A 15,324-nucleotide genomic window follows, 5' to 3' on the forward strand; every position below is an offset into this window, starting at 1 on the left:
TATCAAGTTAAAAATTTTTTTCATAAGGTCTTACAGAGTTATTAAAAAAAAACATGAAAATCGCCCTTCACAGCTTAGAATGTTAACAAATCAAAACTTCATTAAGGTATTTTCTTGGAAACACACGTAGAGAGAATCTCAAATCTTCAAGACATTAAAAAAGCCACGTTAGATCGTGAAACAGGTTTATTTCTTTATGAAGACATGACGCTTGGTCGGAGATTCGAAGATAAGTGTGCAGAGATGTATTACAGAGGAAAAATGTTCGGTTTCGTTCATTTATATAACGGCCAAGAGGCTATAAGCACGGGAGTAATTGGCGCCATGAAAAAAAAACATGATTGGTTTTGTAGTACTTACCGCGATCATGTTCATGCACTAAGTGCAGGAGTTCCATCCTTTGAAGTAATGAGTGAACTTTTTGGTAAAGCTACAGGTTGCAGCAAAGGCAGAGGGGGTTCGATGCACTTATTTTCAAAAGAGCATCACTTACTAGGAGGGTATGCATTTATTGGAGAAGGGATTCCCGTCGCTTTAGGAGCAGCCTTTTCAAGTAAATATAAAAAGGATGTTGCTAATAATAATAGTAGTGATTCAGTAACTGCAGCATTTTTTGGAGATGGGACTTGCAATAATGGGCAGTTTTTTGAATGTTTAAATATGGCTCAATTATGGAAATTACCCATAATTTTTGTTGTTGAGAATAATAAATGGGCTATTGGTATGGCTCACGACAGAGCAACTAGCAATCCTGAAATTTGGAGAAAAGCTTCCGCTTTTGGTATGCATGGCGAGGAAGTTGATGGGATGGATGTACTAGCAGTAAGAGGAGCAGCACAAAGAGCAATTGAACGCGCTAGGGCAGGAGAAGGGCCAACACTTTTGGAGTGCTTGACTTATAGATACAGGGGGCATTCTCTCGCAGATCCAGATGAATTAAGGTCTGAGAAAGAAAAGGAGTTTTGGGGAAAAAGAGATCCTATTAAAAAATTAGCGCGAGAAATTATCGATGGTAAATTCGCAACGGAAGAAGAGTTAAAAAGTATTGAAAAAAAAATAGACACAGAAATCTCTGAGTCAGTCAAAAATGCTTTAGAAGCACCTGAACCTCCTTCACAAGAATTAACTAAATATATTTGGGCTGAAGATTAGATTAAATACCACTGGGCAATTTTCTGGTTAAATTTCTTAGTTTTCTTAATGCCTTGAGTTCAACCTGTCTAACTCTTTCTCTAGAAACTTCTAATAATCTTCCTATTTCAGCAAGTGTATGTCTTTCATTACCATCTAATCCAAACCTCAATTTAAGAACATGTTGTTCTTGCTCGCTTAGATGGCTTAACCACTTCCCAAGTTGCTCTTGATGCATTTTCTGTTCAACTTGGTCTAAGGGCTCTTCATTATTACTATCTGCAATTAAATCCCCTAAAAAGCTTCTACCATCGTCACCACTAACTGGAGCATCTAAACTACTAGTTGATAAAGCTTGTCTTAAAACAGAATCTAATTCTTCAACATCAATTTCCATTGCTTCTGCAATTTCAATTCTGCTTGGCATAGCACCTAGTTTATGTGCCAAGTCCCTACTAACTTTTCTTATAGAAGCTAATCTCTCACTTAGATGGACTGGTAAACGAATCGTTCGTGATTGACAAGCAATTGCTCTTGTCATACTTTGTCGGATCCACCAAAAAGCATAAGTAGAAAACTTATATCCTCTCGTAGGGTCAAATTTTTCAACAGCCCTTTCCAAACCTAGAGAACCCTCTTGGACTAAATCAAGAAGTTCAAGTCCCTTACCTTGATATTTTTTTGCCACACTAACAACTAACCTTAAATTAGCTTTCATCATTCTCTCTTTTGCTCTTCTCCCAATTTTTATTGTTCTTTTTTGCTGCGTTGTAAATTCTTTATTTTTTTCATTCAACTGACCATCTTCTGTGAGTATCATCATTTTTTGCACTTGGTTACCCAACTCAATTTCTTCAGCGGGTGTAAGCAAAGGTACTCTACCGATATTTTGCAAATACCAACTTATTGGATCATTACCTTTTCTTTTTTGCGGTTCAGCTTGAGCTGGTATTGATGAAACCATTTTTTTTGACCTAATAAGGTATTAAAACTCTCCTACAGTTTTTTGAAAATACCCCAATATTTAATGCGCGCTTCAGATTTCAAGTAATATTTGTACACTTATGTGTTTAAAACTATAAATAACTCTATTAAATTGTTTCTTTCAAGATATTTGTCTCGTTTTTATATTTCTCATTAATTTTGTCAGTCCATCACCTATAGCAGAAGCATTTGAACCACTTTTGCTCTTCGATGCGGCAAATGAATGTAAAAGTACGTATTTAGCAAAAAAATCTGTTGATATATTTCTACACAAGGTTAAATCCATCGCAGAACTACCACCTATAAAACCAGATAAAAGATCGCCCAATCCAGCTCGAGCTGTCTGAGAATCGGTTCCAAAAAGTTGCCATACTTTTTTATTATCAGCAACTATACTGTTAGCTCCTTTTAACAAAATACTGATATTGAATTTTTTTGCCGCATAACTAGCAAGCCCAACATTGTTCTGAGCTTTGATATTAGGAAATAACCTTCCAAATTCTTTGCTGTGCGGTGTAATCCATGTCTTAAATTTTCTCTCTAAAAAGAAATTTGACCCCAATTTAGAATCCGAAATCCTATTAAGTGCATCTGCATCCAAGATCAATAGTCCTTCAAAAGCAATAAGATAGTCCTTTGATTTTTGCCAATCATCCTTATCAATTCCTATTCCTGGACCGACAACTAATGAATCAAACCCGCTTAAATCAATATTCTTTAATGCGCTATATAAAGATGCATTGCCATTTTGGTTAGATTGCATAGTTTCTTTTAAAACTATTTCTGGGGCAACTTGCCAAATAGATTCAGCAACCATCCCCGGAAGGACTGCAGAGATAAAGCCTGCTCCACTTGATATGGCCCCTTTTAATGCTAAGTATGCAGCCCCAGGATATTTTTCACTTCCAGCTATTATTAATGTTCTACCTCTTTGATATTTGTTGGAATTTTTTGGTAAAGAAGGTAAATCAATATTTTTTATATCTTTGTAAGTAACCTTAAAAATTTTTTCATCAACTTTGGACAGTTTACTAGCAGGCATCCCAATATCTATATGGTGCAATTCTCCAATAAAAGGCAAAGCAGAATCTTGAATTAACCCAAGCTTATAAAGACCAATAGCTAAGGTATAGTCTGCCTTTACTGCGTTATCTAAAAAAGGCTCACCCTTATCAGGACATAATCCTGTTGGAATATCAATACTTATTACCTTTCCAGATTTTTTATAAAATTTTTGATTAAACAGTTTAATTAATTTATCATCAACTTTTCTTGTTTGATTATTACCAAAAACTGCATCAATCCAAAGCTCTTTTCTATTTGCATCAGGAGGTTCTACTAATTTTGTGACACCAATAGATGTAAGATAATTAAGGTGTTTATTTGTTAATGTTTTTTTTATCGGAAATGGGCACCATACCTGAACATAAAAACCTTTCAAAAAAAGCTCTCTAGCTATTACTGCACCATCCCCACCATTATGGCCAGGACCTATAAAAACAGTTATTCCATGCTTGAGAAGAGGTTTCTTTTTTAAGAGCCATCTACTAATTTGGATACCAGCTTTTTCCATCAATGCTTCTTGTGGCATTCCATCAGAAAACATTTCTTTCTCTAATTTCAACATTTGCTTTGAATCAACAATTAAATGTTCAGAGTCAATTGTTGGCCATACAATTTCATTCATAATGAGTACAAAGCAATTGAAGTACTTTTCAAAAATTTAAACTTCCATGTTAAAGACACAAAAGGATAAAAAATTAGAGAACTTTTTTTCTTCTAATAATAAAACTAAAAAGAAGAAAAATATTATTGTAGGTCTTTCTGGTGGCGTAGATAGTTCCCTCTCAGCTGCTCTTCTTGTAGAAAAAGGCTGGAATGTTGAGGGACTAACTCTTTGGTTAATGAAAGGACAAGGCTCCTGTTGTTCTGAAGGATTAGTAGATGCTGCTGGCCTTTGTGAAGATTTGGGAATTAACCATAAAATAATAGACTCAAGAGAAATTTTCGAAAGAGAGGTAATTAAAAAAACAACTGAAAGCTATGAGAAAGGATTCACTCCACTTCCATGTTCGATGTGCAACAAAAATGTGAAGTTTGAAGAGATGCTCAATTACGCAATAAGCAAAAAAGACTTTACTCATATTGCGACGGGACATTACGCAAGGATAAAAAAATCATCTTATGCTAGAGCACTTGATTGCAAGAGCCTTGTATTTAAGGAATACCTTCTTCTTAGAGGTGCTGACGAAAACAAAGACCAAAGTTATTTTCTTTATTCTCTTTCTCAAGAAGTACTAAGCAGATTAGAATTTCCTCTTGGTGAAATGAAAAAAGAAGAAACAAGAAGGGAAGCCATCAGATTAGGCCTTAGAACTGCTCAAAAACCAGAAAGTCAAGATTTATGTTTAGTTGAGCATTATGGATCAATGCAAAAATTTATCGACAAACACATAGAACCCAAAGAAGGAAAAATTGTGCATGTAAATGGGAAAGTCCTTGGGACGCACAATGGAATTCAGCACTTTACGGTAGGTCAGAGAAAAGGGTTGGGCATCGCTTGGCCTGAACCACTATATGTAAAAAGTTTAGACAGGGTAAAAAACACAGTTTATGTAGCAGACAAAAGTGATCTATTTAATAAAGAAGCAATTATTAGTAAGATTAACTGGGTTTCAATCCAAGATCCTGAGCAAGAGATAGAAGTAGAAGCACAAATCAGATATAGAAGTAATCCAGTAAAAGGTACATTAATACCTTTGAAAAATTTAGATAATACAACTACAACATTTAAATTAATTTTTGAAGAAAGTCAAAGTTCGGTAACGCCTGGACAAGCTGCAGTTTTTTATAAAGGAGAAATTTTATTAGGTGGTGGATTAATTAGTTAATTTTCCAAAAGATATTTAATCCCATAAATAATATAAACAAAAACAAAATAGGTTTATCTCCAAATTTTGTATAGAAAGTCTTTTCGGATGAAAAATTAGGGAACAATATTTCATTTTTCTCAACATCATAGTCTAAAAGTTTAATTATTTTTCCATCATCTTGAATTAAGCCCGAAGGTCCTGTATTTGATACTATTAAATTATTTTTCTTATTTTCAATACTTCTTAATCTAGCCAAAGATAGGAATTGATTATAAAGCTTAGCTGGATATGGATTTAAATTTGCTGCAGTTATTATCAGTTTTGCACCGCTATTAATAGCCTTTCTTATTTCTAGTCCATCACTAATTTCGTAACATATAGCTACTGCTAGTGGGGGTGTAAATTTAGGATCAAAAAATCTTGAATCAGAGCCTGGTTGAATTCCTCCTACTGCAGATAATCCTCTTGAAAAACTATCTAGAAATCTAGGTATTTTTTCACCTATTGGAACAAGTCTATTTTTATCTATAAATGAGGTAAAAGATTTATCTCCAATTTGAAATCCGAGTAAAGAACTTCTTAATTCATTATTTGAATTTCTGAAACCTCCTGATAAGGTATTAACCTTAATGCCTTTAGAAAAATAAAAATTATTAGATAGAGTTCCTTCAGGAGCAACAAGAAGTTTCGCCTTGTTTGATAAAGCATATTTTTGAGCGATAGATAGCTTTTCTTCAATAAATTCATCATTTATTTTTAATTTTTCTCTTGTTGGCATATTAGTTTGCCAAATAGCCACTGGATATTCATAATTTCTTTTTATTGGAGTTGTTAAACCTCCAAATAAATGTAAAAAAATAAAAATCAAAAGTCCTAAAAGAAATATTTTTTTAAAGTAAAGTTTTCTTTCCCATCTACCTTGCATATAAAAAATCCAAAATCCAATCAATATTTGTAATACGCATAAGCCACTCGCACCAATCCATCTTGCTAAACCAGCAAGATAAATATCACCTGGGATAAGACTCTCTCCTAAACCTATCCAAAAAAAAGGTGTTTGAGAAAGTATCAATTCACCAATACCCCAAGTCAAAGATAAAAAAAATACTTTTACTGTTAAAGATAATATTTTAATTTTGAAAACATCCTCCTTCCAGAGAATAATTTCAACCAACAATCCCCATAAATAAACTAATATCCCACCCAAAAAAGCGCAAAATAATAATATTAAAATGGCAATAATTAAACTTGTAAGCCATGAAAACCCAAGCCATGTCAATGGATGAAGATCATAAAGCCAAGAATGACTTATCAAGACAAAGAAAAAACCCCAACAAAAGTTTGCTATTCTCCTTTCACTTCCCTTCCATAAAATAAATAATGATATCGGCATAAAAATTAGCCAAAAATTAGTTGAAACTGAAATTCCTCCTAAAATCCCTCCTAAACAAGGATAAAAATATTGTCTTAGACTTTTAATTTGAATTGGGATTAACAATCTAAAATTACGAAATTAAATTTATAATCACCCGTTTATTGTACCTTCATTCTGTAGACTAAGTTCTAGTAACTTTCAAAATTTAAGTGAAAGAAGTCTTTATTAGTTTTGCAATTTTTGTTTTTTGTGTTTCATTAACTCTTTTCAGTCAATTTAATTCACCACAAGTTGTTAATGCTGCTGAATCAGAAACTCAGTCAGTTCAAAGAACAAATGCTGCAAAATCATCAAATGTCTCAAATAATAATTTATTTGAACTAGACCCATCAGATCCAAATCCTATACTTTTCGCTATGGCAGAAGAAACACCATCAGACAACAATTCAAGGACTACAGAAAGTGGTCTAATTATCGCAGATATCGTAAACGGGGAAGGTGATGAGGCTAGTGCTGGGCAAACAGTTACTGTAAATTACACAGGAACTCTAGAAGATGGGACACAATTTGATACCAGTATCGGCAGAGCTCCATTCAGCTTTCCATTGGGTGCTGGACGAGTAATAAAAGGTTGGGACGAAGGTGTAGCAGGCATGAAAGTTGGAGGCAAAAGAAAATTAACAATACCTCCGGAACTTGGATACGGATCAAGAGGAGCTGGAAATGTAATACCTGCTAATGCGACTTTAATATTTGAAGTTGAATTATTAAAAGTCAATTAAATTAAGTAAGAAAAATATCTAAGACTTTTCAATTTAGTTAATCTCCAAGTAATATATATACAACACCAAATATTTGAAATGTTAAGTAAATTCATCAATTCTTTTCTAAATAAAAAATCTCCAATGAAAGTCCATGCTCACTGCGATGGCCCTTGTGGTGTTTACGACCCAGCGTCTACTAGAGTTGCAGCTGAAGCAGTTTTATCAATGACAAAAAAACTTATTGCATTAGAAGCTCCTTCCAGCACTGATTCAGCAGAGTGGGCTGCATACAGTAATACATTTTCTAGATATGTTGCAGTTAAAGAAGAGCAAGCAAAAGAAACAAAGAAAGAGATTCTAATTTTGTGGACAGATTACTTTAAACCAGTTCACTTAGAAACTTATCCAGACTTACATGAAACCATTTGGAAGGCGGCCAAATTATGCAGTGCATGCAAAGTTAATGTTGACTTAGCCCAAGCTGAAGAACTTATGAGTTATGTAGAAAAAATTCATAATATTTTCTGGGCCTCAAAAGGAAGATCAGACGCTTTTGTAAAAGCTAGTTAATCAAAATTATTTTCAAAAGTTTTTTTGATTTTATTTTATTTTTTTTAGGTTTAAGAAAAACCGCAATTATTCGTGGTGATTCGATGTTTCCTTACCTAAAAGAAGGAGATATTGTATTTTTTAAAAAATATAAAAAGAATAAATCAATACTTAAAAATCGACAAATAGTTATTTTTAATCATCCAATTAAAAATAAAAACCTAATAAAAAGGATAAATTCAGTAAATCAAAATAACATTGAGGTTTTTGGTGACAATATTGAATTTAGCGAAGATAGTAATAAATTTGGATTAATCAATAACGAAAAAATAATTGGGATTGTCACTTCTAAATTAATTATTCCTAAATTAAAAAATTTTTTAATTCAAAAAAACAGAAGCACTTCTTTGAATCCAAAATAATCCCAAAGAAAAGGAAAGCCCTCCTGCTACAGCTATTAATCTTTTAATAAATTTTTGACTTGCTTTGAAGGTAGTAAAAGATATTAAACAAGTGAAAAGATTCATACTTAGGAGTGAACCAATCAAATATGAAATCAAATATAAGCAAGCGCTTGTTAAAGGTAGTGCTAAAGCAGGAAGAACTGCAAGAAAATGTGAACCTCCAGCTATACCGTGTAGCAAGCCTAAACCAGTCAAAGCATGTGAGTGCTTATTATTATTTTTTTGTTCCTTAACATGAACGTGAAAATGACGATGGGCAATTCCATTCTCATGCATATGGGAATGCGAGTGGATACTTAATTGAAAAGAATTTTTTATAGCAAATACTCCAACAATTAAAAGTGAAATTCCAACTAGGAATTCGGCAATACTAGAAAATTTATTTAATGGAGTAATATCCTTAATAAAAATCGCTAGAAAAGCCAACAAGAGGACTCCTGAAGAATGTCCCAAACCCCATGAGAAACTATTTTTAAGAGCTTTTTGGGGATTATTAATCGCTGCTGGTACCATTGCAATTAGATGATCAGCGCCACTAACAACATGCACAAATCCTGCAACTATACCTGTTAAAACTACAGCCTGCATTTATATTCAGTACAACTCTGTTTATTCAATTTTATAGCACGATTTGAAGTCAATATTAAATTGAGTTAAATAATTTCTTGAACGATTGTTCAATATCAGTTTCTCTCATAAAAGTTTCACCAATTAATACTCCCATGATTCCAATAGATCTAAGCGATTCTAAATCTTCGGCACAATTAATTCCAGATTCACTAATGGGAATAATATTTTGTTTTAAAAATATATCTGCATATGTATGCATCAATTCTTTTGATGTTTTTAAATCCGTTTTAAAAGTCTTTAAGTCCCTATTATTTATCCCAATCAAATTAAAAGATTTTAACTTTAGAATCCTTTCTAATTCATTAGAGTTATGGACTTCAACAAGAACACTCATCTTTAAATTATCAGCTATTTTCTTTAAATAAGTTAAATCATCATCACTTAAAATCGCAGCGATTAATAATATTGCATCAGCACCCGATACCCTTGCTTTATAAATCTGATAAGCAGAAATAATAAAATCTTTGCAGAGTAGAGGGAGATTAGTTGATTTCCTTACAGTTTCGAGTATTTCATAACTACCTTGAAAAAACCTTTTATCGGTAAGTACCGAGATACATGATGCACCTAATCCTTCATAACAAATTGCTATGTTTTCAGGGTTAAAATCTTTTCTAATAACTCCTTTACTTGGACTAGCTTTTTTTATTTCAGCAATAACTCCTGGTTTTATTTTTGACTCCAAGATATTTTTGTAAAAATCTTTAGGAGTAGGAAGTTTTTCAATCTTTTTGATGAGATCTTCTAAAGAGACTATTTTTTTAAAATTCTTAATTTCAATATCCTTGTGCCATACAATTTCTTCCAGAATGTTTTTTGCTTGTGCTTCTCTATGAGGTACAGCATATTCTAAATTTTCTACCCTTACTGTTGGATTTGGTGGCCTGCGTCTTATCTCCATTAATTTTAGATATTATTTTATTTGAGAAGCAGCCTGTTTATATGCGACCTCAACTACTTCACTAAGAGTAGGATGAGTATGAACTTCTTTAGATAATTCAATTACATCTTGGTTCCTTGAAATAGCGTTTGAAATTTCTTGAATTAAATCAGCTGCATGTAACCCAAAAATATGAGCACCTAATACTTTCCCATTATCTTTGTTGAAAATCAACTTTAGCAATCCATCACTCTCTAATTCAGCCAATGCTTTTGAATTAGCCTTAAAGAAACTTTTGACAACTCCCAAAGTAAAATTTTCTTTTGTAGATATCTCTTTAGCTTCAACTTCAGAGAGACCAACTGAACTTATCTCTGGGTGAGTAAAGGTTGCTGCAGGGATACTTTTATAGTTAATTTCGACATTACCACCGCAAATATTATCAACAGCAATAGTACCCTGCGCTGCAGCTGTATGGGCAAGCATTAGTTTACCCGTTACATCTCCAACAGCCCAAATGTTAGGTATTATTTCATCACCATTCTTAACTCTCATTTGATCATCTATAGGAATGAAACCTTTTACTGTTTCGATACCAACCGACTCCAGATTTAAGTTATTACTATTAGGACTTCTGCCTGTTGCGACTAGTACAGCGTCAACTTCTAAAGTTTCTACAACTTCCTTAGATTTTGCATCAGTAAGTTCTATTTTTACAGGACATCCAGGTGTTATTTTTGTAGCAAAGACATTTGATTTTGTGTCTATATCTCTTGCTTGAATAAGGTTCTTCTTAGCAATTTTAGTGATGTCTGGATCAAATGTTGGCATAATATTCTCCAGAGCCTCGATCATGGTAACTTCACAACCAAGCGCGGTGTATACATCAGCAAATTCTAGACCTATATATCCGCTTCCAATAATTGCTATCCATCTTGGAAGCCACTCAAGTTTAACCGCATCATCGCTAGTAAATACAGTCCTATTATCCAAAGTTATTCCACCGGGCACAAAAGGAGAGGAGCCTGTTGCTATAACAATATTCTTACATGTGAAGATTTTATCAATTCCGTTTTTATCTCTTACACCTACTTTTTGATTTCCTTCAATTCTTCCAATGCCCAAAATAATTTCAACTCCACTCCTTTTAAGAGTTTTTGTTAAATTTTCTCTAACATTTAAAACTAAATTATTTGCATGATCTGCAATTTTTGATCTCTCGAACCTTACTGGTGAAGCATGTATACCAAATTTAGCTAAATGTTCATAATTAGCTATTTCTCTAACTTTTCCACTTGCAGCCAAAAGAGCTTTAGAGGGAACACAACCCTTGTTAACACAAGTGCCTCCCATATCAGAAGATTCTACTATTGCAACTTTCAGTCCCTTACCAGCAGCATGTTTAGCGGCATCAAAACCTCCATATCCTGCTCCTATTACGATTAAATCAAAATCAAAACTTGAATCAGTCACTTTTTATTTATTTATTTAGAGGTGTATGCGACTCTTTTTCGTTCTAGTAATAACGGAACTGCAACACAAGCCACATTTAATGATTCTACAATCTCACTATGCGGAATTGTAATTGTTTCATGAAAAGCTTCTTGAATTTTTTTATGAATACCTTGACCTTCATTACCCAAAATTAATGCGGTACGTCTAGACCAATCAACTTCCCAATATGGTTTTGAAGGTTTTTTTGAACTCTCATTATGGCTACTAGTAGAGAAAATCTTAAATCCTACATTTGATAATTCAGATAAAGACTTAAGTAAAGAATTTAATCTTTCTTCTTCATTTCCATCAAATCTTAAAAATGGCAGATGAAAAACAGCACCTGAAGATGCTCTTAATACCTTTTGGCCTAATGGATGCGCACCTCCAGCTAAAAAAATTGCATTAACACCCGCAGCTAAAGCGGTTCTAAATAGATTACCCATATTCCCAGGATCTTGAATTCTGTCGAGAACAAGAACAAAATCATCTTTTCTATTAAATTGATAATTAGGTATTGCTGAAATATCTACTAAAGCTGCTATCCCATCTGGATTAATTGTTGAAATCGCAGATGCCAAGACTTCCTCTGAGACAATATTTATTAATGACTCATCAAATTTTTTACTTAGATTATGATTCTTTCTTAGCCATTTTTCGGTAACTAAAATCTTAGAGGGATTTTTTCCAGACTTCAGCAATTCTTCAATGAGATGTGTACCCTCTATGCAAAAAAAGTCTTGATCTTTTGGAGATGATCCTCTTTTAAATGATCTAAATCTTTTAACTAGATTATTGTTCTTACTAGTTATTTTTAAAAAAGTATTTTCTATGAGTATTTTGAAAAATTTGTTATCAACTATATTTTAATTACATAAACATTTTGATCAATTATTTATTAAATTTTTATTTCTCAAGAAATCAAAAAATACATTTTCACTTTTAATTAACATTCATGACGTTACATAGGGTGGACTTAATATTATTAGTTTGTCATGATGAATCTAATAAATTAAGTCTTAATGATTTGCGGGAGCAAAACGAAGTCATATCTTAAATCGCAAAATTTAAAGATTCTTGGCCAAGGCAAATTAAATGGAATAGTTGAAATAAGTGGTGCGAAGAATTCCGCATTAGTTTTATTAGCCTCATCATTGCTAACTAATGAAAAAATAATTCTTGAAAATGTACCTTTCCTCACTGATATTGAAAAAATGGGGAATATCTTAAAGAATTTAGGAGTGAATTTAGTTCGTAAAAACAACCAACTAGAAATAGATCCAAAAACTATTTCGATTAAAGAACTTCCATATGAACTTGTTAAAGGATTAAGAGCTAGTTTCTTTTGTATAGGTGCACTATTAACTAAATTTGGAGAAGCTCAAGTACCTTTACCAGGTGGATGCAATATTGGTTCAAGGCCAATAGACGAGCACATTAATGGGTTAATCGCACTAGGAGCAGACATTATTATTGAAGAGGGAATTGTAAAAGCAAAAACAAGGGGGGACAAAAATAGACTTCATGGCACTCATATTAAATTAAATTGTCCAAGTGTAGGTGCTACTGAAACTTTAATAATGGCAGCATCTTTAGCTAACGGAAGAACTACTATTGAAAATGCTGCTAGAGAGCCTGAAATTCAGGATTTATGCCAAATGCTTAATAAAATGGGGGCAAAAATTTATGACTCCGGTAAAGAAACAATTATTATTGATGGTGTTAATAAGCTTGGCGGATGTACCCATAAAGTAATTCCAGACCGAATAGAAGCTGGAACTTTTCTAATAGCTGCTGCTGCAACTTCCTCTTCAATAACAGTTTCTCCAGTAATCCCTCATCACCTTGAAGCTGTCACTAATAAACTTCAAGAGAGTGGGAGTAAAATCACGATTAAAGGTAATTCGATTTCTATAAAGAGTAAAGAAATTAAAGGAGTAGATATTGAAACAGCTCCTTTCCCAGGCTTTCCTACTGATTTGCAGGCACCATTTACAACTCTTATGACAATAGCAAATGGTGAATCAAAGATAACTGAAACAATTTTCGAAAACAGAATGAATCATATTTATTTACTTAATGAAATGGGCGCCCGTATAAAACTAAACAAAAATATAGCTCACATCAAAGGTGTTAAAAAAATTAAGGGCATGGATCTAGTTGGATCTGATTTGAGGTCTTCAGCTGCATTAATAATTGCTGGGATTATAGCTGAAGGCAATAGTAGGATTTTTGGTTTAGAGCATTTAGATAGAGGCTACGAAAATTTTGAATCAAAATTAAAAATTTTGGGTATAAAAATAACAAGAGAATTCAACAAAAAAACTTTGACAAATAAAGAATTAAAGAACAGTTCAGACCCTGCAGATATTGCTCGATATAGAGTTGCCTAAATTCTTAAGAGCATAAGGATAATTATTTAAACGTAAGCAATATTAATTAATGAGATACAACCCAAAAATAATATAAACAAAACTAGAAAGCGATTAGACCAAATTTTATTTAAACCATTAAATTTGAATTCGTTCATGCCCAACTTCCGCTATTGGATCCGAATGTTGTAAGTATAGTTACTGCAATAAAAAGAAAAGGGACAAATTTAAAGGATAATTTTTTAGCTTGAGTTTTAGACATTTGCTTTTTTCTTCAAATATAACACAATATTACTAATCATGAAGCTATCTCCTTTTAAAAAAGACTTTTAATCGCATTTAATCACAAAAATGTATCATAAATGTTTAAATTTTCTTTTTCCCCCTCATTTCTTGTCAGCAAATGCAATAAATAATTCTATGTTTTTATCGAAAAGATTAACTATTAACAAACGTTATCTTGATAACTGTTCCTTGACCAAAACAATAGTCAATAAGTTGATTTTTGTTATAATAAAAAAGTTAATTTTTTCAAAAGCCTTGGGAGCGTGGTGGAATTGGTAGACGCACCGCACTCAAAATGCGGCACCTTCGGGTATGTCGGTTCAAGTCCGACCGCTCCCACTTTGATGAATACCTATAGTCGATTCGATATATCTTTCAAAAAAGGAAAAGGTTGTTGGCTATGGGACAAAACAGGCAAAAGGTATCTTGATGCAGTCGCTGGTATAGCAACTTGTAGTCTTGGACATAGCGACAGAGTTTTAAGAAGAAGGTTATCAACTCAACTAAAAAAGATTCAGCACATTTCTAATCTCTACAACATTGAAGAACAAGAACAATTAAGCAGAACTTTAACGAATATGAGTTGTGCTAAAAGCGTCTTCTTCTGTAATAGTGGTGCGGAAGCAAATGAATCAGCAATTAAATTAATTAAAAAATATGGAAATAAAACAAATAAAGGTAAAGAATCAATAATTCTCGCAGCAGAATCCAGCTTCCATGGAAGGACCCTTGCAGCCTTGAGTGCCACTGGACAACCAAAATATCAAAAAGGTTTCGAACCAATGATTCAAGGGTTCAAATTTTTTAAATTTAACAATTTTGATTCGGTAAAAAAATTATTTGAAGAGTGTGAAAATAATGACCAAAAAATTTCCGGTGTTTTAGTTGAACCAATACAAGGCGAAGGCGGTGTAATTCCTGGTAGTAAAATATTTTTTAAAAGCTTGAGAGAAATATGTGATAAATATAATTCTCTTCTCATTTTAGATGAAGTCCAAAGTGGAGTAGGTCGGACAGGGAAAATGTGGGGTTATGAGAATTTAGGAATTGAACCTGATGGATTCACCCTTGCTAAAGGATTAGGAGGAGGTCATGCAATTGGAGCATTATTGGTAAAAGAAAAAGCCAACATTTTTTCTCCAGGAGATCATGCAAGCACTTTTGGAGGGAACCCATTCGCTTGTAAAGCTGCCCTAACTGTATTAGAAGAAATAAATAGAAGAAATATTATCAATAATGTTTATCTAAGAGGGAAACAATTAAGTGCTGGGTTTGAAGAATTGTCAAAAAAATTTCCAAATATTATTAATGGGAAAAGAGGTTTAGGTTTAATACAAGGTCTTGTAATCAATGATAATTATGCTGATGCAAAAAAAATTACAACAAAAGCTTTTGATAAAGGATTACTGGTAGTTCCTGCAGGAGGAAATGTTGTAAGGATTGTCCCGCCATTAGTTATTTCTCGAAGAGAAATTAATATTCTTTTGGATAAACTAAATTCAATTTTTGAAGAGTTATAGCAA

At 33.0% G+C, this 15,324-nt stretch carries 14 protein-coding genes and 1 tRNA gene; 8 read left to right on the plus strand and 7 right to left on the minus strand.

The genetic code is table 11. The features are described from left to right. The first annotated feature begins 114 nt into the window (after positions 1-114). Positions 115-1,152 (plus strand): pyruvate dehydrogenase (acetyl-transferring) E1 component subunit alpha, encoded by a 1,038-nt coding sequence (gene pdhA, locus HA140_RS07245; RefSeq protein WP_209040463.1) that lies wholly within the window; start codon positions 115-117, stop codon positions 1,150-1,152. Between the two features lies 1 nt (position 1,153). On the opposite strand, the gene HA140_RS07250 is transcribed toward pdhA, so the two are convergent. Then, a complete protein-coding gene (locus tag HA140_RS07250) occupies positions 1,154-2,095 on the minus strand; it encodes an RpoD/SigA family RNA polymerase sigma factor (protein ID WP_209040464.1) in 942 nt (313 codons plus the stop codon). Positions 2,096-2,236: 141 nt separating this feature from the next. Next, positions 2,237-3,802, minus strand: a complete 1,566-nt coding sequence (locus tag HA140_RS07255) for an NAD(P)H-hydrate dehydratase (RefSeq protein WP_209040465.1) — start codon at positions 3,800-3,802, stop codon at positions 2,237-2,239. Between the two features lie 46 nt (positions 3,803-3,848). Here HA140_RS07255 and mnmA point away from each other — a divergent pair, with 46 nt between their 5' ends. Beyond that, entirely contained in the window at positions 3,849-5,006 is a 1,158-nt protein-coding gene (gene mnmA, locus HA140_RS07260; protein ID WP_209040466.1) for a tRNA 2-thiouridine(34) synthase MnmA, read from the plus strand. Here mnmA and HA140_RS07265 read toward each other — a convergent pair. Further along, the gene (locus tag HA140_RS07265) at positions 4,999-6,486 is read right to left on the minus strand and encodes an acyltransferase (RefSeq protein ID WP_209040467.1); all 1,488 of its coding nucleotides are present in this window, start codon (positions 6,484-6,486) and stop codon (positions 4,999-5,001) included. The two genes, mnmA and HA140_RS07265, sit on opposite strands and share 8 nt — an antisense overlap. An 86-nt stretch (positions 6,487-6,572) precedes the next feature. Here HA140_RS07265 and HA140_RS07270 point away from each other — a divergent pair, with 86 nt between their 5' ends. The 3 genes from HA140_RS07270 (at position 6,573) to sodX (ending at position 8,098) form a co-directional block, all read left to right on the plus strand. Then, the gene (locus HA140_RS07270; RefSeq protein WP_209040468.1) at positions 6,573-7,145 is read left to right on the plus strand and encodes an FKBP-type peptidyl-prolyl cis-trans isomerase; all 573 of its coding nucleotides are present in this window, start codon (positions 6,573-6,575) and stop codon (positions 7,143-7,145) included. A 78-nt stretch (positions 7,146-7,223) separates the two neighbouring features. Further along, positions 7,224-7,697 (plus strand): superoxide dismutase, Ni, encoded by a 474-nt coding sequence (sodN, locus tag HA140_RS07275; RefSeq protein WP_209040469.1) that lies wholly within the window; start codon positions 7,224-7,226, stop codon positions 7,695-7,697. Positions 7,698-7,705: 8 nt separating this feature from the next. Beyond that, a complete protein-coding gene (sodX, locus tag HA140_RS07280) occupies positions 7,706-8,098 on the plus strand; it encodes a nickel-type superoxide dismutase maturation protease (RefSeq protein WP_209040824.1) in 393 nt (130 codons plus the stop codon). Here sodX and HA140_RS07285 read toward each other — a convergent pair. The 4 genes from HA140_RS07285 to HA140_RS07300 are packed head-to-tail and all read right to left on the minus strand — an operon-like array spanning position 8,057 to position 12,007. After that, positions 8,057-8,728: a hydantoin utilization protein A gene (locus HA140_RS07285; RefSeq protein ID WP_209040470.1), complete on the minus strand. Its 672-nt coding sequence runs from the start codon at positions 8,726-8,728 to the stop codon at positions 8,057-8,059. The two genes, sodX and HA140_RS07285, sit on opposite strands and share 42 nt — an antisense overlap. A gap of 55 nt (positions 8,729-8,783) precedes the next feature. Further along, on the minus strand, positions 8,784-9,671 hold the full coding sequence (gene trpC, locus HA140_RS07290) for an indole-3-glycerol phosphate synthase TrpC (RefSeq protein WP_209040471.1): 888 nt from the start codon (positions 9,669-9,671) through the stop codon (positions 8,784-8,786). Between the two features lie 12 nt (positions 9,672-9,683). Beyond that, complete coding sequence (gene lpdA / locus HA140_RS07295; RefSeq protein WP_209040472.1) at positions 9,684-11,123, minus strand: dihydrolipoyl dehydrogenase; 1,440 nt, start codon at positions 11,121-11,123, stop codon at positions 9,684-9,686. Between the two features lie 11 nt (positions 11,124-11,134). Next, on the minus strand, positions 11,135-12,007 hold the full coding sequence (locus HA140_RS07300) for a TrmH family RNA methyltransferase (RefSeq protein WP_374938788.1): 873 nt from the start codon (positions 12,005-12,007) through the stop codon (positions 11,135-11,137). A 159-nt stretch (positions 12,008-12,166) separates the two neighbouring features. Here HA140_RS07300 and murA point away from each other — a divergent pair, with 159 nt between their 5' ends. The 3 genes from murA to HA140_RS07315 all read left to right on the plus strand — a co-directional run bounded on the left by murA (position 12,167) and on the right by HA140_RS07315 (position 15,321). Then, positions 12,167-13,537 carry a UDP-N-acetylglucosamine 1-carboxyvinyltransferase gene (murA, locus tag HA140_RS07305; protein ID WP_209040473.1) on the plus strand — a complete coding sequence of 457 codons (1,371 nt, stop codon included), beginning with the start codon at positions 12,167-12,169 and terminating at the stop codon, positions 13,535-13,537. 521 nt (positions 13,538-14,058) lie between these two features. Beyond that, positions 14,059-14,140: transfer RNA gene (locus HA140_RS07310), tRNA-Leu, on the plus strand. 5 nt (positions 14,141-14,145) lie between these two features. Next, positions 14,146-15,321: an aspartate aminotransferase family protein gene (locus HA140_RS07315; RefSeq protein ID WP_209040474.1), complete on the plus strand. Its 1,176-nt coding sequence runs from the start codon at positions 14,146-14,148 to the stop codon at positions 15,319-15,321. Positions 15,322-15,324 lie beyond the last annotated feature (3 nt).

Origin of the sequence: Prochlorococcus marinus CUG1417, assembly GCF_017695975.1 — a bacterium.
Taxonomy (GTDB): domain Bacteria; phylum Cyanobacteriota; class Cyanobacteriia; order PCC-6307; family Cyanobiaceae; genus Prochlorococcus_A; species Prochlorococcus_A marinus_AG.